The sequence below is a fragment of the Actinomycetospora soli genome, from assembly GCF_021026295.1.
Taxonomy (GTDB): domain Bacteria; phylum Actinomycetota; class Actinomycetes; order Mycobacteriales; family Pseudonocardiaceae; genus Actinomycetospora; species Actinomycetospora soli.
This window is the reverse complement of record NZ_JAJNDA010000022.1, coordinates 30,778-48,455: the sequence shown is the minus strand read 5'-3', so window position 1 is coordinate 48,455 and position 17,678 is coordinate 30,778. Positions and strand designations below refer to the sequence as shown.

Annotated in this window: 14 protein-coding genes; 7 read left to right on the top strand and 7 right to left on the bottom strand. The window is 75.1% G+C overall.

From position 1 onward, the window contains the following. Positions 1-19 precede the first annotated feature (19 nt). Complete coding sequence (locus LN037_RS33910; protein WP_230759145.1) at positions 20-1,156, bottom strand: polyhydroxyalkanoate synthase family protein; 1,137 nt, start codon at positions 1,154-1,156, stop codon at positions 20-22. 287 nt (positions 1,157-1,443) lie between these two features. After that, positions 1,444-2,304 carry a hypothetical protein gene (locus LN037_RS26540; protein ID WP_230759144.1) on the bottom strand — a complete coding sequence of 287 codons (861 nt, stop codon included), beginning with the start codon at positions 2,302-2,304 and terminating at the stop codon, positions 1,444-1,446. Positions 2,305-2,447: 143 nt separating this feature from the next. On the opposite strand from LN037_RS26540, the gene LN037_RS33220 reads away from it, so the two are divergent. Further along, positions 2,448-3,209, top strand: coding sequence for a DUF4190 domain-containing protein (locus tag LN037_RS33220; protein ID WP_305059605.1), 762 nt, complete (start codon positions 2,448-2,450; stop codon positions 3,207-3,209). 72 nt (positions 3,210-3,281) lie between these two features. On the opposite strand, the gene LN037_RS26525 is transcribed toward LN037_RS33220, so the two are convergent. Further along, a complete protein-coding gene (locus tag LN037_RS26525; protein WP_230759143.1) occupies positions 3,282-3,560 on the bottom strand; it encodes a hypothetical protein in 279 nt (92 codons plus the stop codon). A gap of 187 nt (positions 3,561-3,747) precedes the next feature. Here LN037_RS26525 and LN037_RS26520 point away from each other — a divergent pair, with 187 nt between their 5' ends. Together LN037_RS26520 and npdG are read left to right on the top strand one after the other, a co-directional pair. Next, positions 3,748-4,677 (top strand): alpha/beta hydrolase, encoded by a 930-nt coding sequence (locus LN037_RS26520; RefSeq protein ID WP_230759142.1) that lies wholly within the window; start codon positions 3,748-3,750, stop codon positions 4,675-4,677. A gap of 49 nt (positions 4,678-4,726) precedes the next feature. Beyond that, on the top strand, positions 4,727-5,413 hold the full coding sequence (npdG, locus tag LN037_RS26515) for an NADPH-dependent F420 reductase (RefSeq protein ID WP_230759140.1): 687 nt from the start codon (positions 4,727-4,729) through the stop codon (positions 5,411-5,413). Position 5,414: 1 nt separating this feature from the next. Here the strand turns inward: npdG and LN037_RS26510 are convergent, their stop codons facing one another. Both LN037_RS26510 and panB read right to left on the bottom strand, forming a co-directional pair. Further along, the gene (locus LN037_RS26510) at positions 5,415-5,747 is read right to left on the bottom strand and encodes a DUF3140 domain-containing protein (protein WP_230759138.1); all 333 of its coding nucleotides are present in this window, start codon (positions 5,745-5,747) and stop codon (positions 5,415-5,417) included. A 38-nt stretch (positions 5,748-5,785) separates the two neighbouring features. Further along, positions 5,786-6,604 (bottom strand): 3-methyl-2-oxobutanoate hydroxymethyltransferase, encoded by an 819-nt coding sequence (gene panB / locus LN037_RS26505; RefSeq protein ID WP_230759136.1) that lies wholly within the window; start codon positions 6,602-6,604, stop codon positions 5,786-5,788. 220 nt (positions 6,605-6,824) lie between these two features. On the opposite strand from panB, the gene LN037_RS26500 reads away from it, so the two are divergent. From LN037_RS26500 to LN037_RS26485, 4 genes are all read left to right on the top strand, one after another. Beyond that, a complete protein-coding gene (locus LN037_RS26500) occupies positions 6,825-8,414 on the top strand; it encodes an alpha/beta hydrolase (RefSeq protein ID WP_230759134.1) in 1,590 nt (529 codons plus the stop codon). Between the two features lie 63 nt (positions 8,415-8,477). After that, positions 8,478-9,821, top strand: a complete 1,344-nt coding sequence (locus LN037_RS26495; RefSeq protein ID WP_230759133.1) for a glutamine synthetase family protein — start codon at positions 8,478-8,480, stop codon at positions 9,819-9,821. A 110-nt stretch (positions 9,822-9,931) separates the two neighbouring features. Next, positions 9,932-12,976 (top strand): bifunctional [glutamine synthetase] adenylyltransferase/[glutamine synthetase]-adenylyl-L-tyrosine phosphorylase, encoded by a 3,045-nt coding sequence (locus LN037_RS26490; RefSeq protein ID WP_230759132.1) that lies wholly within the window; start codon positions 9,932-9,934, stop codon positions 12,974-12,976. 8 nt (positions 12,977-12,984) lie between these two features. After that, positions 12,985-14,361, top strand: coding sequence for a pyridoxal phosphate-dependent decarboxylase family protein (locus LN037_RS26485; protein WP_230759131.1), 1,377 nt, complete (start codon positions 12,985-12,987; stop codon positions 14,359-14,361). 78 nt (positions 14,362-14,439) lie between these two features. Here the strand turns inward: LN037_RS26485 and LN037_RS26480 are convergent, their stop codons facing one another. Together LN037_RS26480 and LN037_RS33215 are read right to left on the bottom strand one after the other, a co-directional pair. Then, positions 14,440-15,807, bottom strand: a complete 1,368-nt coding sequence (locus LN037_RS26480) for a S1 family peptidase (protein ID WP_230759130.1) — start codon at positions 15,805-15,807, stop codon at positions 14,440-14,442. 199 nt (positions 15,808-16,006) lie between these two features. Further along, positions 16,007-17,674, bottom strand: a complete 1,668-nt coding sequence (locus tag LN037_RS33215; protein WP_305059600.1) for a trypsin-like peptidase domain-containing protein — start codon at positions 17,672-17,674, stop codon at positions 16,007-16,009. Between the last annotated feature and the right edge of the window lie 4 nt (positions 17,675-17,678).

The window sequence follows — 17,678 nt, the reverse complement described above, 5'->3', positions numbered from 1 at the left end:
GAATCACATCCGTGTGGTTCTAGTCGTCGTGGTCGGCGATGAAGTCGAGGAAGACCGGCCAGGTATGGGTCTTCGCCCGCCGACCCGTCAGCACGCCGAGGTGGCCGCCCGGCTCGATGTCGAAGCGCAGGTCGGCCGCGTGCGTCAGCAGCTCGACGCCCTTGCGGACGCTGTCCACCGGCGCGATCCCGTCGTCGGCCCCGGCGACGAGCAGGACCGGGTCGGTGACGTCGGCCAGCCGCACCCGCCGCCCGCCGATCCGCACGGCGTCGCGCGCGATCTCGTTGCCGCGGATGACGTGGTGGAAGACCTGCCCGAACGCCCGGCCGGGGTAGGCCACCATGTTGTTCATCAGCACGTCGACCGCCTCCATCTGCTCCAGGAGCTCGCGGTCGTCGAGGTGGGTCAGCACGGTGATCGGCTTCGTGATGTAGCGGTCCGCACTGACGAGCTGGAACGCCGCCCGCACGGCCGGGGCGGGGAAGCCGCCCAGCACGCGGTAGGCGGTGGTGAAGACCCGGCCGCCGGTGTACTCGGCGATCGACCGGAACGGCGCCACGATCGGCACCTCGTCGACGTCGACCGGCGCGGCGAAGGCCGTCCCGGACGCGACCGGCAGATCGTGCGCGGCGAGGGTGAGCAGCACGAACAGCCCACCCAGGCTCCACCCCGCCAGGTGCAGGTCGCCGGCGTCGTCGGCGTCGGAGTGCGCCGCCTCGATCGCGGCGGGCAGCACGTCGTCCACCCAGGTCTCGAGCCCGCGCCGCCGCCCCCGCCAGAAGGCCGCGTCGTAGGTGACGATGTAGACCGTCCGGCCGTGCTCGAGCAGGTGCTCGACGAGGCTGTTGCCGCGGCGCAGGTCGAACGCGAGGTCCGGCGCCCCCAGCGGGGGCACGAGCAGGACCGGGTTCCCGACGACGGGCGCGTCGGGAATCGCGGCGTAGCGGTGCAGCGTCCACCCGCGCCCGCCCGTCACGGCGGTGCGTGCCCGCCGCGTGGTGTCGGCGAGGTGTCCCTCCCAGAGCCGGTCCCACACGTTCTCCGTCGCCGAGGAGACCCGGCCGAGGACCGAGCCGACCTCGCGGAGCGCGGCGTCGAGCACCGTCGGGGTGTGGTCGGGGTCGCCGGCCGGGGCGGGCGTGCGCGCGCTGGACACGGCGGGATCGTAGGGCCGATCGGGGGAGGCCGGGCGATCGGAGCGCCTCGGCGGTGGCGAACGGTGACGCGACGAGCGGTCGATCACCCGCGGCCGGTCGACGTCCGCGCAGGTTGACGCTGTGTCGATGTCCCACTCCGGGGAGTGATGCAGGGGCCCACACGGAGGCATGACATGCCGCCTGATCGTCAGAGGGACGACTACACCGTTCGTCCGTTTGACTGGTCGGGCGGCATCGGGGCAAGTGAACGGTCCGGACGCCGCGGCCCGGCGCGCGGCGCGGCGGGTCACCGGGCGGACGACGGGAGGACTTCAGCGGTGGACCCGAGCGCGGCAACGGTGCAGGGGGTGCCCGGGCTCTTCGGGAGCGTCGGGCCGAGCGTCGTCGGGACGAGCGTGCGCGCCCCCGCCGACACGTCCGCCGAGGCGACCGAGGCCCGACGTCGACGTCTCGCCGTGGCCGGGGTGTCCCTCATGGGCGCCGCCGCGGTCAGCACCGCCGTCTTCCAGACCGTCACCGGCACCTCCACCACGCTCGCCATGACCGGCGGTCTGAGCGCCTTCCTGGGCGCGACGTCCACGCCCACCCCGCAGGGCCCGGCCGTGGCCCCCGCCGCGCCTGCCGCGCCGGCGATCACCGACCTGGGCTCGCTGTCCCCGACGCCCGCCGTCCCCACGTCGCCCGAGGTCGCGCTGCGGGCGTCGCGGGGTCCGCTCGCCGGCCCCGGCGACCTGCCCGACGCGACGCGGTCCGCGGCGGGGACGCAGGCCGCCGGCGGTGGTGGCGGCTCCGCGCCCGCGCCCTCGTCGGGCGGGTGGTCGGGCGCCTCGGGCGGTGGCTGGTCGTCGACGCCCGGAACGGGTCGGCCGTCGAGTGGCGCGCCGTCGTCGACCACCGCCCCGGTGTCGACCCCACCCACGACGAGGCCGCCGTCGACGTCCCAGCCCTCGACGTCCCCGCCGAAGACCGAGTCCCCGACGTCCCCGCCGAAGACCGAGTCCCCGACGACCCCGCCGACGAGCGAGTCCCCGACGAGCGAGCCGCCGAAGAGCGAGCCCACGAGCGAGCCGAGCACGGGCTCGGGCACGCCGTCCGGGTCCGGCAGCGCGTCGTCGCCGGAGCCGACCGGTGGTGGCGAGGGCTCCACGTCCTGAGCCGGGGGAGTCGGCCACGGTGCCGACGCGGTCGGTGCCGTCCGCCCCGTTTCGGCGGGTCGGGCGGCCCGCGATCTGCGAGGATGCCGCCTCACGCCGGGGCCTCGAGGCGGGCCACGCACCAGGGGACGGGATCATGAGCGAGTCGAACCGCGAGCCGCAGGACGCCGACCCGTTCGCCCGCCCGCAGGGTGAACAGAGCGGCAGCGGATACCCGCCGCCCACCGCCTACTCCGGCCCGGGCTCCCAGCCGAGTTCGCAGCCGACCGCCGCCCCGGGCACGGGCGGCGCCGACACCCCGCACGACACCCCGGGCGACCGGAGCGGCTACGGCCCGCCGTCGTCGGAGCAGCCCGCGTCCGGGCAGGGCGGGTACGGCCCGCCGTCGTCCGAGCAGCCCGCGTCCGGCCAGAGCGGGTACGGCCCGCCGTCGTCGGAGCAGCCGGCGTACGGCCAGGGCGGGTACGGCCCGCCGTCGTCCGAACAGCCCGCGTACGGGCAGCAGACCTACGGGCAGCAGCCGGCCTACGGCCAGTACACCCAGCAGGGCTACGGCCAGCCCGGGTACGGCCAGCCGCCGGGCTACGGCCAGCCCGGCTACCCGCAGTCCGGCGGCTACCCGGCCGCGCCCGGCTACGGCTACGCGGCACCGACGAACGGGCTGGCGATCACCTCGCTGGTGCTGTCGCTGCTCTCGTTCTTCTTCGTCGTCACCGCGATCGGCGGGGTGATCTGCGGGCACATCGCGCGGAAGCAGATCCGCGAGCGCGGTGAGAGCGGCGACGGGCTCGCGCTCGCCGGGCTGATCATCGGCTACATCTTCGTCGCGTTCATCGTCATCGGGGTCGTGTTCATCGTCATCGGGATCACCGCCGCGATCTCGGCCGGCGGCTACTGACGCCGCGGGAGGACCCCGGACACACCACCGCCCCCGGACCCAGCAGGGTCCGGGGGCGGTGTCGTGCGGGTCTCAGCGACGCGCGCGGCGCAGGTTCGCGCGCTGCTCGGCGCGCAGCTGGTGGACGACCACCGGCAGCACCACGAGCGCCACGAAGGGCAGGCCGATCATCGGCACGACGAACAGGCCGGCGAGGCCGAGCACCATGACGACCAGCGCGGTCACGGGCGACGTCGCCACGGCGCGCAGCCGGTCGAGGTCGAGTCGGGTGGCCCGGGTCGGCTCGGCGGTGGTGCCGACGGGGGCGAAGCGGGGCAGGGTCGGGGCGTTCTGGGGCCAGGGCAGAGCCATCGGGAGCGCGTGGTCCTTCACGGATCGAGGTGGGCGAAGGGAAATCGGTACTAGCGGGGCTGGTGCACCGGGCCCGTCCGTGAATCGATCGAGCCCGGCATGCCCACAGACGTCGTACCCGCAGCCGCGTTGCTCCACGGTCAGGTCTCGATTCGGCAACGGCCGGTGCCCGCCCTAGGGTGCCGTCGTGACCGCTGTGGACCCGGACGTCGCCGCCCTGCTCGCCCGGTGGTCCGACCGCGGTGAGCCCGCCATGTTCGCCGGTACCGACACCGCGGAGGGCGTCGCCGCGGCGCGCGAGCGCTACGCCGCGCTGCTGCGCGAGACGGTCCGCCCGGTCGACGCCGCCCCCGAGGTCCGTGACGACGGCCCGGTGCCGGTCCGCGTGCACCGACCGGCCGAGCGGAGCACCGCCGCGCTCGTGGTCCACGCCCACGGGGGTGGCTGGGTGCTGGGCGGGGGCGAGGTCTACGACCCGGTCGCCCAGCGCCTCGCCGACGACACCGGCGCCGTCGTGGTCGCCGTCGACTACCGCCTCGCGCCCGAGCACCGTTTCCCGGCGCCGCTGCACGACGTCCTCGAGGGGCTCGCCTGGGCCGTCGACCACGCCGCCGACTGGGACGCCGACCCGGCGCGCGTCGCCCTCGCCGGCGACTCGGCGGGCGCCAACCTCGTCGCGGGGGCCGCGCTCGCGCGCCGCGACCGGCGCAACCCCGTCGTCGGGACCCTGCTGGTCTACCCGCCCCCGGACTTCGAGGGCCGGTACGCCTCGGTCCGGGAGAACGGCGAGGGGTACTTCCTGACGGCGGGTGACGTCGTCGCGTGCTCGAAGCTCTACCTCGGGTCGGCGAGCCCGAAGGGCGACGTCCGCCTCTCCCCGCTGCGCGCGGACCTCGCCGGGTTCGGCCCGACGATCGTCGCGACGGCGGGCCTGGACCCGCTGCGGGACGCCGGCCGTGCGTTCGCCGAAGCGCTGACCGCGGCCGGCGTCGACGCGCGGCTGCGCGAGCACCCGTCGCTGGTGCACGGGTTCCTCGGGTTCACCGGGGTGGTGCCGGCCGCCGACGACGCCGTCGCGGCGCTGCACCGGGAGTTCGCCGCGCTGATCAGCGCGTGATAGGAAGCCACAAACAGTCCGGTCTGACCGTTGTTGAGAAGGAGCATCCGTGACCGAACCCATCGACCCGACGACCCTCACCGTCGGGGTCCTCGGCGGCACCGGCGCGCAGGGCAAGGGCCTCGCGCTGCGGTGGGCGCAGGCCGGGATCCGCGTGATCATCGGGTCGCGCGCGGCGGAGCGGGCGGAGGCCTCGGCGGCCGAGTACCGCGAGCTCACCGGCACCGACCACATCAGCGGGACGGACAACGCCTCGTGTGCGGCGCAGGCCGACGTCGTGCTGGCCGCCGTGCCGTGGGAGTCGCACGCGGACACGCTGACCGGGCTCGTCGAGCCGCTCCGGGGCAAGATCCTGATCGACTGCGTCAACCCGCTCGGGTTCGACAAGAAGGGCCCGTACCCGCTGCCGGTGGAGGAGGGCAGCGTCGCGCAGCAGGCTGAGCAGCTGCTGCCCGAGACCCGGGTGACCGCGGCGTTCCACAACGTCTCGGCGGTCCTGCTCGCCGACCTCGACCAGGCCGAGGTCGACTGCGACGTCCTCGTCCTCGGCGACGACCGCGAGGCCACCGACGTGGTGCGCGCACTGGCCGACGCGATCCCCGGCATGCGCGGGGTCTTCGCCGGCCGGCTGCGCAACGCCTACCAGGTGGAGTGCCTCACCGCGAACCTCATCGCGATCAACCGCCGCTACAAGGTGCACGCCGGCGTGAAGATCGTGTGGCCCGAGCACGGGTAGGTCACTTCAGCGGGTCGTGGCCCCAGTTCATCAGCGAGTAGCGCCACTTCGAGGTCTCGATGTCCTCCTTGGAAGGCTTCTGCTTGAGGTGCCGGGCCACGTACCCCTTGACCTTCTTCATGGCGGCGACGTCGTCGTCGTCGAGGTCGCCGACCTTCTTGCGCTGGATCTCCACGATCCGGCGACCCATGTGGTGCCCGGTCGACTCCTCGTCGCCGGAGGAGTTGCCCACCGACTGCGACTCGTCGGTGTCCAGCCAGTCGTCGAGCTCCTTCGGCGTCATGTTGACGGCGTCGTCGAACTCGCTGCGGATGGTGTCGGTGTCGTCGGCCATGCGGGGGCGTACCCGCCGTACGGCCGACGATCAACCCGCTACCGGAAGGAGTGCTCCTCGGCCGGGTAGACGCCCTCGCGGACCTCGCGGGAGAACCGCTCTGCGGCCCCGCCGAGCGCCCCGGCGAGGTCGGCGTAGCGCTTGACGAACCGCGGGACGCGGCCGGTGTTCAGGCCGGCCATGTCCGGCCACACCAGCACCTGGGCGTCGCAGTCGGGTCCGGCGCCGATGCCGACGGTCGGGATCCGGAGCTCGCCGGTCACCTTCTTGGCCACGTCGGCGGGCACCATCTCGAGCACCGTCGCGAACGCCCCGGCCTCCTGGACCGCGAGGGCGTCGGAGAGCAGCTTGTCCGCGCCGGCCCCGCGGCCCTGCACCCGGAACCCGCCCAGGGCGTGCTCGCTCTGCGGGGTGAACCCGAGGTGGGCCATCACCGGGATGCCGGCGTCGACGAGCGCGCGGATCTGCGGGGCGTAGTGCTCGCCGCCCTCGAGCTTGACCGCGGCCGCGCCGCCCTCCTTCATGAACCGCACCGCGGTCTCGAGGGCCTGGCCGGGGGAGACCTGGTAGGAGCCGAAGGGCAGGTCGGCCACGATGAGCGAGCGCGACGCCCCCCGGACCACCGCCTTCGTCAGCATCAGCAGCTCGTCGACGGAGACCGGGACGGTCGAGTCGTAGCCGAGCACGTTGTTCGCGGCCGAGTCGCCGACGAGCAGGACGGGGATGCCCGCGGCGTCGAACACCTTCGCCGTCGGGAAGTCGTAGGCCGTCAGCATCGGCCAGCGCTCGCCGGCGTCCTTCCACTGCTGGAGGTGGTGGATCCGGACGCGCTTGGGCAGCTCTGCGGGTGACGTCATCGTCGGGTCCTCCTGCCTCGAGGCCCGCGACCGCGGGTCCCCGGGCGTGCCGAGAGGGAACAGTGCGCGTGGAAGCGTGCACCCACCCGCCGTGCGCTGCGGGTCCGTGTCGTCAGCCTCACAGCACGGGACCCGGACGGGGACCTCATCGGGCGATTGCGAGGATGGCCGCGTGCGTCCGGGGAGCAGGTCCATCCGTCCGAGGAGTTCCCGACGGCGGGTGTGGCGCCTGGGAGCGCTGCTCGCCGTGGTGCTCGCCGCCGCGGCCTGTGCCGACGCCGTCCCCGGCACCGCGACGGTCACGTCGCCCACGTCGAGCTCCGCGGCGCCCGCCGACGGCGTCCCCGCCGGGCTGGAGCGCTTCTACGCGCAGCAGCTCTCGTGGGGTTCGTGCCTGCCGTTCGCCACCACCGACGACGACCGGCTCTACTACCAGCAGCCCGGCTTCGAGTGCGCGCGGCTCGAGGTGCCGGTCGACTACGCGAACCCGGCGGGGCGGACGGCGCAGATCGCCGTGTCGCGGGTGCGCGCGACCGATCCGAACCAGCGCATCGGCTCGCTGCTGGTCAACCCGGGCGGGCCCGGCGCCTCCGGGGTGAGCCTGTCCTCGCAGCTGGCCATCCTCACCCGCGGCGACGAGGTGGCCCGCCGGTTCGACCTGGTCGGCTTCGACCCGCGCGGCATCGGCGCGAGCACCCCGACGATCCGGTGCCTGACCGGGCCGGAGCAGGACGCGCAGCGCGCCGCCGACATCACCGACCCGTCACCCGCGGGCGTGCAGCGCGCGGACGACCTCGCCCGGCAGACCGCCGACGGCTGTGCCCAGAAGAGCGGGGTCGACCTGCTGGCGAACGTCGGCACGCGCGACGTCGTCAAGGACATGGACGTCCTGCGCGCCGCGCTCGGCGACCGGAAGCTCACCTACCTCGGCTTCTCCTACGGCACGCGGATCGGCTACACCTACGCCGAGCAGTTCCCGCAGAACGTGCGCGCGCTCGTGCTCGACGGCGCGCTGGACCCGAACCTCGACCCGACGGTCGAGGTGGTCAACCAGGGCCGCGGCTTCCAGGGCGCGTTCGAGGCGTTCGCCAAGGACTGCGCGACGAAGCCCGGCTGCGCACTGGGCACCGACCCGACGCAGGCCACCGCCCGGTTCCAGGCGATGACGCGGCCCCTGATCGAGGCGCCGGTCCGGCTACCCGACGGACGGGCGCTCTCCTACAACGACGCCCAGCAGGGCACCATCCAGTCCCTCTACGCCACCTCGCTGTGGCCGGACCTGCGCCAGGGGCTCACCGAGCTCGCGCAGGGCCGGGGGCAGACGCTCATGGGGCTCGCCGACCAGTACTACGACCGCGCGCCGGACGGGTCCTACTCGCCGCAGCAGGACGCGTTCACCGCCGTGCGCTGCGTCGACGACCCGCGGGTGACCGACCCGGCCCAGGCCCTGGACCGGGCGCGGCGCTACAACGAGGCCGCGCCGTTCCTCGACTCCGGGCGGGGCGCGAGCTCCGCGCTCGACTCGTGCGCGTTCTGGCCGCCGCAGGCGCCCGTGACCGGCGGGCCGCACACCCCGCAGGTGCCCGGGCTCGCCCCGCCGCTGGTCGTCTCCACCACCGGGGACCCGGCCACGCCGTACCAGGCGGGGGTCGACCTCGCGAAGGCGCTGAACGGCTCGCTGCTGACCAAGGTCGGCGACCAGCACACCGCGACCTTCCAGAACTTCCCGTGCGTCGACGCGATCGTCACGCGCTACCTCGTCGACGGCACGCCGGCCCCGCCGAACGCCCGGTGCGGCGAGACCGGGTGATCATCCTCCCCACGGGGGACCCCTGTGACGTCCCTGTAACACCGTCTCCTTAGGGTCGCGAGCATGGATCGGCAGCAGGAGTTCGTCCTGCGGACGCTGGACGAGCGCGACATCCGCTTCGTGCGGCTGTGGTTCACCGACGTCCTCGGGTACCTCAAGTCCGTCGCGATCGCCCCTGCCGAGCTGGAGGGCGCCTTCGCGGAGGGCATCGGGTTCGACGGGTCGTCGATCGAGGGCTTCAGCCGGGTCTACGAGTCGGACATGGTCGCGAAGCCGGACCCGTCGACCTTCCAGGTGCTGCCCTGGGAGGACGCGGACGGCGACCACTACTCGGCGCGCATGCTCTGCGACATCACGATGCCCGACGGCTCGCCGTCGTGGGCCGATCCGCGCCACGTCCTGCGCCGCGCGCTCTCGCGCGCCGCCGAGGCCGGGTTCACCTGCTATGTGCACCCCGAGATCGAGTTCTATCTGCTGCGCGACCTCCCCGACGACGGGACGCCGCCGGTCCCCGCCGACACCGGCGGCTACTTCGACCAGGCCAGCCACGACATCGCGCCGCACTTCCGCCGGCGCTGCATCGACTCGCTCGAGGCGATGGGCATCTCGGTGGAGTTCTCCCACCACGAGGGTGGTCCGGGGCAGCAGGAGATCGACCTGCGCTACGCCGACGCGCTGACGATGGCGGACAACATCATGACGTTCCGCTACCTCGTGAAGGAGGTGGCGATCACCCAGGGCGTGCGGGCCTCGTTCATGCCCAAGCCGTTCACCCAGCACCCGGGCTCGGCGATGCACACCCACGTCAGCCTCTTCGAGGGCGACCAGAACGCCTTCCACGACGCCGCCGAGCCCTACGAGCTGTCCAAGACCGGCAAGGCGTTCGTCGCCGGGGTCCTGCGCCACGCGCGGGAGATGTCCGCGGTGACCAACCAGTTCGTGAACTCCTACAAGCGCCTCGTGGTCGGCGGCGAGGCCCCGACCGCGGTGTGCTGGGGCCACGCGAACCGCTCCGCCCTGGTCCGCGTGCCGATGTACTCGCCGGGCAAGGCGTCGTCGCGGCGGGTCGAGGTCCGCTCGCTGGACTCGGCCGCCAACCCCTACCTCGCCTACGCCGTGATCCTCGGTGCCGGGCTGAAGGGCATCGCGGAGGGCTACGAGCTGCCGCCGGCGGCCGAGGACAACGTGTGGTCGCTGACCGAGGGCGAGCGCCGGGCGATGGGTTACCAGACGCTCCCGCAGAACCTCGACGGCGCGCTGCAGGCCTTCGAGCAGTCCGACCTCATGGCGGAGATCCTCGGCGAGCACGTCTACGACTTCTTCCTGCGCAACAAGCGCAGCGAGTGGGACGCCTACCGCCGCAACGTCACGCCCTACGAGCTGGCGACCTACCTGCCGACGCTGTAGGGCCCGGGCCCGCCGCGCCTGCCGCCCCGTCGTCAGCGGTGGCACACGGCTGACGCTCGTCGTCAGCAGCGCGCCACGACGGCGGGCCCCGCGCGACTAGGCTCGCCCGGGTGACGACACCCCCCGTCGCGCGCGACCGCCGTCCTGCTCGCGCGCCGGCCCGGCTCGGCTTCACCGAGCCCGACGCCGGGCAGCGCCTGGCCGACCTCGGCTGGTGGGACGGTGACGACGCGGTGCCGGCCGCGGCCCTCGTCGTCTGGGCCCTCGCGCGGGCGGCGGACCCGGATCTCGCGCTGACGGCGGTCGAGCGGCTGCGGGAGTCGCTGGGCGAGGCGTGGTCGGAGCTGGAGGAGGCGCTGCGCGTCGACCAGGGGCTGCGCGGGCGCCTGTTCGGCGTGCTCGGCGGCTCGACGGCGCTGGGCGACCACCTCATCAACCAGCCCGAGCGGTGGCGGCTGCTGCGCACCGTCCTCGCCCCGGGCCGGGTGCACGACACCTCCCGGATGCCGAGCGCCGAGGACCGGTGCCGCACCCACCTCGACGCCGTCGGCGCGGACGCCGACGCGGACGCCCCCGTCGCGAACGTCACCGGCCCCTCCGCGGTGGAGCTGCTGCGGCTGGCCTGGCGCGACGACGTGCTGCTGCTCGCGGCGGCCGACCTGCAGTCGGTGTGCGAGCCGGAGCTGCCGTTCTGGCCGGTCGACGCGATCTCCGGCCAGCTCGCCGACGTCGCGGCCGCCGGGCTGGAGGCGGCGCTCGCGGTGGCCCGGGCGGAGGTGGGCGCGGAGCGGGTCGCCGACGTGCGCCTCGGCGTCATCGGCATGGGCAAGTGCGGCGGCCGCGAGCTCAACTACGTCTCCGACATCGACGTGATCTTCCTGCACGAGGGCCCGGCGGACGCCGCGACCCGGCTCGCCTCGACGATGATGCGGGTGGCCACCGAGGCGTTCCTCGAGGTCGACGCGAACCTCCGGCCGGAGGGCAGGCAGGGGCAGCTGACCCGCACCCTCGACGGGCACGTGTCCTACTACCAGCGCTGGGCGCGGACCTGGGAGTTCCAGGCGCTGCTCAAGGCCCGGCCGGTCGCGGGCGACCTCGAGCTCGGCCGGGAGTACTGCGAGGCGCTCGCCCCGATGGTGTGGAGCGCCGCCGAGCGCGACGACTTCGTCGCCGACGTCCGGGCGATGCGCAAGCGGGTCGAGGACCACATCCGCCACGACGTCGCCGACCGCGAGCTCAAGCTCGGCCGGGGCGGGCTGCGCGACGTGGAGTTCGCGGTGCAGCTGCTCCAGCTCGTCCACGGCCGCGGCGACGAGTCGCTGCGCGGGCAGAACACGCTGGAGACGCTCGCGGCGCTCGGCGAGGGCGGCTACATCGGCCGCGACGACGCCGCGAACCTCGCCGCGTCGTACCGGTTCCTGCGGATGCTGGAGCACCGGGTGCAGCTGCAGCGGCTGCGGCGCACCCACCTCTTCCCCTCCGACGACGACACGGCGGGCCTGCGCTGGCTCGCGCGCGCGGCGAAGCTGCGCGCCGACGGCCGGCGCGACGCGGTCGGGGTGCTGCAGGCCGAGCGGTCCCGCACCACGGTGCGGGTGCGGCGGCTGCACGAGAAGCTCTTCTACCGGCCGCTGCTGGAGTCGGTGGCGAAGGTCGCCGGATCGGACCTCGTCCTCACCGAGGAGTCGGCGACCCGGCGGCTCGCGGCGCTGGGGTGGAGCTCGCCGTCGGGGGCGCTCAAGCACGTCGCGGCGCTGACCGCGGGGACGAGCCGGGCCGCCCGCATCCAGCGGGCGCTGCTGCCGGTGCTGCTCGACCAGCTCGGCCACACCGCCGACCCCGACCACGGTCTCCTCGCGTACCGCAAGGTCTCCGAGGCGCTGGCGGACACGCCGTGGTTCCTCGCCCTGCTGCGCGACGAGGGCCTGGCCGCGGACCGGCTGATGTACGTCCTCGGCACCTCCCGCTGGGTGGCCGAGATGATGCCGCGCTCGCCCGAGGTGCTGCGGCTGCTCGGGGGCGACGGCCCGACCGCCGAGCTCGTGGCGCGCGACCCGGCCGAGGTCGCGCAGTCGTTGCGGGCCGCCGTCGCCCGGCACACCGACCCGCGCTCGGCGGGCAACGTGGCCCGGTCCCTGCGGCGGGTGGAGCTGCTGCGGGTGGCGTGCGCGGACCTGCTCGGGCTGACCGACGTCGCGAGCGTGTGCCGGGCGCTGACCGGCGTGTGGGCGGCCGTGCTGCAGGCGGCGCTGGACGCCGCGATCCGGGAGCGGGCCGGCGACACCCCGGCCCCCGCCACCATCGCGATCATCGGCATGGGCCGGCTCGGCGGCGGTGAGCTCGGCTACGGGTCGGACGCCGACGTCGTGGCGGTGTGCGAGCCCACCGAGGGCGCGACCGACCAGGAGGCGACCAGCTACGCGCGCGGCGTCGTGGAGTCCGCGATCGCCGCGCTCGGGGCCCCCAGCCCCGACCCGGCGCTCGAGGTCGACACCAAGCTGCGCCCGGAGGGCCGCAGCGGGCCGCTGGTGCGCACGCTGTCGTCGTACGCGGACTACCTGCGCCGGTGGGCCCAGACCTGGGAGTGCCAGGCGCTGCTGCGGGCCCGGCCGGTTGCGGGCGACGAGGCGCTCGGGCAGCGGTTCACCGAGATGATCGCGCCCTACCGCTACCCCGAGGGCGGGCTGCCCGACGAGCAGGCCACCGAGATCCGGCGGATGAAGGCCCGCGTGGACGCCGAGCGTCTCCCGCGGGGCGCGGACCGGGCGCTGCACACGAAGCTCGGCACGGGCGGCCTCGCCGACGTCGAGTGGACGGTGCAGCTGCTGCAGCTCCAGCACGCGGCCGCGGTGCCGGAGCTGCGCACGCCGTCGACGCTGGACGCCCTCGAGGCGCTGCAGGCCGCCGACCTGCTCTCGGCGTCCGACGCCGCGGAGCTCGCGGCGGGCTGGACGACCGCCACCCGTGCGCGGGGCATCGCCACGCTCGTGCGCGGCAAGCCGACCGACCAGCTGCCGCGCTCCGGTCGGGAGCTCGCCGGGATCGCCTCGGCGCTCGGCTTCCCCGAGGACGACCCGGGGGAGTGCGTCGACGAGTACCGCCGCGTCACCCGCCACGCCCGCGCGGTGGTGGACCGGGTGTTCTCCGCGGTCTGATGGACGGCGTGACCGGCCACGGACCGGCGCTCGACGCGGCGCGCGCCTTCGCCGACCGCTGGCTCGCGTCGCTGCCGACGCGGCCGGTGGGGGTCCCGGCCGACCCCGCGGCCCTGCGGGCGCGGCTCGGGGACCTTCCCGACGACGGGCTCGGTGCGGTCGAGGTGCTCGACGACCTGACCGCGGCGCTCGAGCCGGGCCTCGTCGCGAGCGGCGGGCCCCGCTACTTCGGGTTCGTCACCGGCGGGTCGCTGCCGGTGGCGCTCGCGGCCGACTGGGTGGTGTCGGCGACCGACCAGGACGCGGCCGTCGCGGTGATGTCGCCGGGTGCGGCCGTCGTCGAGGACGTGGCCGGGCGGTGGGCGCTCGAGCTGCTGGGTCTGCCCGCGGACGCGGCGGTCGGGTTCGCGACCGGCGCGCAGACCGCCAACATCGCCTGCCTCGCCGCGGCCCGCCACGCCCTGCTCGCCGCCGCGGGCTGGGACGTCGAGGCCGAGGGGCTGGCGGGCGCGCCCGCGGTGACCGTGCTGCTCGGCGCCGGCGCGCACGCGACCGTGGTGCAGGCCCTGAAGCTGCTCGGGTTCGGGTCCCGGCACGCCGTCCGAGTGCCGGTCGACGGGCAGGGACGGATGCGACCCGACGCGCTGGCCGCGGCCCTCGACGCCGTCACCGGACCCGTCCTCGTGTGCGCGCAGGCCGGGCAGGTGAACACCGGGGGGTGCGACCCGCTGGACGGGATCGCCGACGTCGTGCGGTCGGTGGGGACAGCCGGGCTGCACGTCGACGGGGCGTTCGGGCTGTGGGCGGCCGCGTCGCCGACCCGCCGGCACCTCGTCGCCGGGGCGGACCGGGCCGACTCGTGGGCCGTCGACGCGCACAAGTGGCTGAACGTGCCGTACGACTCGGCGCTCGCCGTCGTCCGCGACCGCGCGGCACTGGTGGCGGCCCTGTCGGTGTCGTCGCCGTACCTGCCGCTGTCCGATCTCGACCCGTCCACCCGCACGCTGGAGAACTCGCGCCGCCCGCGCGGGGTGCCGGTGTACGCCGCGCTGCGCGCCCTGGGCCGCACGGGCGTCGCCGACCTCGTCGACCGGTGCTGCGACCTCGCCCTGCGGGCGGCCGCCCGGTTCGCGGCGGGCGGCGTGGAGGTGTGCAACGACGTGGTGCTGAACCAGGTCCTGCTGCGCGTGCCGGGGGTGGACGTCGCCGACCTCGCGCGGGCCGTGGCGGTGGACGGGACCTGCTGGGTCGGCACCACCGTGTGGGAGGACGCGCCGGCGCTGCGGTTCTCGGTGTCGAACTGGTCGACCACCGCGGACGACGTCGACCGGTCCGTCGACCGGATCCTGGCCCTGCGCGACGAGCTCGCCGCGCGCGACCCGTGACGCCGCGGCGGCTCACGACGAGCGGCCGGCCGCGGGATCGCGGCCGGCCGTCCCGGTGGGGTGGGTCCTCGGTGGTCCTCAGTGGTCCTCCGTGGCCCGTTCGACGACGGGTGCCTCCTCCGGGCGCGGGGCGGGCACCGTGCCCCAGGGCGGGGTCGCGAACGGGGCGACCGGACCCGCCGTCGGGAAGGGGCCGCTCGGGTGGCCCGCCGGGAGACCCGCGGGCGGGAACGGCCCGATCGGGCCCGTCGCCGGGGCGTCGGCCGCGACGGCCCGGCGGGAGCGGCGGACGAGCAGGACCGTGGTGAGGACGCCGCCGGAGAGGAGCAGGAGCAGGCCGACGCCGCCGCCGACGAGGACCAGGGTCCGGGTGCGCCGTTCACTCGCGTCGCCGTCCGTGGCGTAGGCCTGCTGGGCGGCGGTGAGCTGCTTCGCCGCCAGGGCGTGGTCCGGGCGCAGGCGGGTGACGTCGGCGAACGCGACCATCGCGTCCGCGTTCTCCCCGGCGGCGAGGGCGTCGAGCCCGGCGCGGTAGCGCAGGTCGACCGGACCGGGCTCGGTGCGCACCCCGTTGCGCTCCAGCATCGAGCGCAGCGTGGCGGTGGGGGCGAGGAAGTTGAAGGCGCCGGAGTCGCCGATCCTCATGCTGTTCAGACCGATCACCCGGCCGCGGGCGTCGACCGCCGGGCCACCGCTCATGCCCGGGGCCATGTCGGCGCTGACCTCGACGAACGGCACGCCGTCGCGGGTCTGGAGGGAGCTGACCGTGCCGTCCTTCCAGCTCGGGTCGCGGCTCGGATCCATCAGACGGTCGCGGTCGGCGGGGTAGCCGACGGCGGTGACCGGCGTGCCGGGCGCGGGGTCGCCCGCGGGGGCGAGGGTGGCGGCGGGGAGGTCCTCGCCGTCGACGTCGAGCAGGGCCACGTCGCCGCGCTCGTTGGGCAGCGAGTCCACGACCCGCGCGTCGAGGCGCTGCTCGGGGCCCGACGCGTCGGCACGGACGACGGTGACGTCGCGCTGCACGGGGCTGCCGGGGGTGGGGCCGCCGAGGTCGTAGCGGGCGAGGATGAACGCCTCGTACTGCGCGGCGGTGCCGGTGGCGCCGGGGGAGGTGGCGACGTCGCCGGCGAGGCGGCGGCGCAGGGAGTCGGTGAGGTCGGCGTCGTCGACGCAGTGGCCCGCGGTGGCGACGTGACCGTCGTTCGACACGATCACCCCGGAGCAGGTCCCGGTGAGCCGCACGGTGCCGATCTGGCGGCCGGTGCCCTTCTCCCGCACCCAGGCGGTGGCGCGGGTCTGGACGTAGGTGACGGCCGGGGCGACCTCGGCGACCAGCCGTTCGCGGGGGAGGGCGGGCTCGGTCCGGGCAGCGGCGGGACCGGCGGTCCCGAGGAGGGCGCTCCCGACGACGGCGCCCGTGAGCAGGGTGGTCAACGCTCGCTTCATGGCGGTGCTCGCTTCGTTCCGGGGGCCTGTCCGAGGCCCTGACCAGCGGTGACGCCGAAACTACGAAGCGCGATGCGTGGGCGAATGCGTAGAAGCCCCCGGGTGGCCCGGGGGTTTCTGCTCGTGTCCCGCCCACGCGGACGGGCCGCCCGGCAGCAGCCGGACGGCCCGTCGTCGTGCGGGGTGGAGCAGGTGGTGATCAGCCGAGCCCCACCCCGCAGCCGCCGCAGAAGCGGGCGCCGGCGGCGCGGGCGGCGCCGCAGTTCGGGCAGTGGCCGGGGCCGCTCGTGGTCCCGGTCGCGGGTGCGGCAGGGCCCTCGGCGGCCGGCGCCGGGAAGCCCGACGGCGGCGTCGCGACGGCGACCGCGGGGGCCTCCGGGGCGACGGCGGGTGCCTCGTGCCGGGGAGCCGCCGGAGCCGGAGCCGGGGCCGGGGCCGGGGCCGGGAACCCGACCGGCGGCGAGGCGGGCGCGGCCGGCATCGAGCCGGACTGGCCGAAGGGAGCGGCACCGAAGCCGGCCGGGGCCTGCTGCGGGACCTGCGGGCCGTACTGCGGGTGCTGCAGCGGGTGCTGCTGCGGATTCGCGACGGGCTGCGCCAGCGGGACCTGGTAGCCGGTCGGCAGGCCGAAGCCGGGCTGGGCGAGGTTGACCTGCGGGGCGGCCGGCGTCGTGCGGCGCCGGCGGCTGACGACCACGCCGATGACGCACCCGCCGACGACCAGCACGAGCAGCGAACCGCCGCCGATCAGCGCCCAGCCGAGCAGGCCCAGGCCGGTGTCCCCGAACTGGTCGTGCGCCTGCACGGCCTTGTTCTTGTAGTCGACCGCGGCCCGGTTGCCCGGGGCGAGCGCGAGGACCTCGTCGAACTCCTCGACCGCGTCGGAGTAGTAGCCCTGGTAGTACAGGTCCATCCCGGCGCGGTAGGCGGCGTCGACCGGGCTCGGCACGGTCGGGACGCCGTTGCGGGCCATCATCTCGGCGAGCCGCGACGACGGGGCGACGAAGTTGAACGAGTTGCCCTTGTCGGCGATCCCCATGCTGTTGATGCCGATGACCTGGCCCTGCTGGTTCACCGTGGGCCCACCACTCATGCCCTTGCCCATCTCGGCGGTGATCTCGGTGTAGGCGATGCCCTCGCGCGTCTGCTGCGAGCTGACCGAGCCCTCCTTCCAGGTCGGGGTCAGGCTCGGGTCCATCGCCCGGTCCCGCACGCCGGGATAGCCGATCGACATGACCGGGGTGCCGGTCGCGGCCGGGCCGCCCTGCGCGACCTCCACGGTCAGCATGTTCTGCCCCTCGACCTTGAGGAGCGCGGTGTCACCGTTGGTGAAGGGCTGGTAGTCCACGACCTTCGCCGTCATCGGCGTCGCGCCGGGGCCGGAGGTGGCCGGCAGGGCGGTCACGGTGATGCCCGGGGCGGCGGAGCCCGTGCCGTCGACGAACACCCAGCTCTGCAGCTGCGCGTAGACCGCGTCGGCGCTGGCGCCGTAGTCCTGGGCGTAGCTCTCGGCGGCCATCACGCGGGCCTGGTCGGCCATGATGGCGGGGTCCACGCAGTGCCCGGCGGTGGCGATCCAGCCGTCCGAGCCGACGGTGAAGCCGGTGCAGCTGAGCTGGAACTCCGGGATGCGGAAGTAGTCACCGGTCGTGGTGTCGACCAGCAGGCCGCCGGCCGAGGTGATCTCGAGCTGGTCGACGGCGGGGAGCACCTCGCCGCTGACCCGTTCGGCGATCGGCGCCCGGGTCGGATCGGGGCCACCCCCACCATCCTGGGCCAGGGCTGGGGGTGCGGTGGCGAGCAGCGCGGCCCCGGCGACGGCGACGGTGGCGAGAGCGGACTTCCAGGACGGCAGGTGCTGACGCATGGCG

Coding starts and splice junctions, on each gene's coding strand:
- LN037_RS33220 (WP_305059605.1), top strand. CDS start 2,448: ATGAGCGAGTCGAACCGCGAGCCGCAGGACGCCGACCCGTTCGCCCGC.
- LN037_RS26525 (WP_230759143.1), bottom strand. CDS start 3,560: ATGGCTCTGCCCTGGCCCCAGAACGCCCCGACCCTGCCCCGCTTCGCC.
- LN037_RS26510 (WP_230759138.1), bottom strand. CDS start 5,747: ATGGCCGACGACACCGACACCATCCGCAGCGAGTTCGACGACGCCGTC.
- panB (WP_230759136.1), bottom strand. CDS start 6,604: ATGACGTCACCCGCAGAGCTGCCCAAGCGCGTCCGGATCCACCACCTC.
- LN037_RS26495 (WP_230759133.1), top strand. CDS start 8,478: ATGGATCGGCAGCAGGAGTTCGTCCTGCGGACGCTGGACGAGCGCGAC.
- LN037_RS26480 (WP_230759130.1), bottom strand. CDS start 15,807: ATGAAGCGAGCGTTGACCACCCTGCTCACGGGCGCCGTCGTCGGGAGC.
- LN037_RS33215 (WP_305059600.1), bottom strand. CDS start 17,674: ATGCGTCAGCACCTGCCGTCCTGGAAGTCCGCTCTCGCCACCGTCGCC.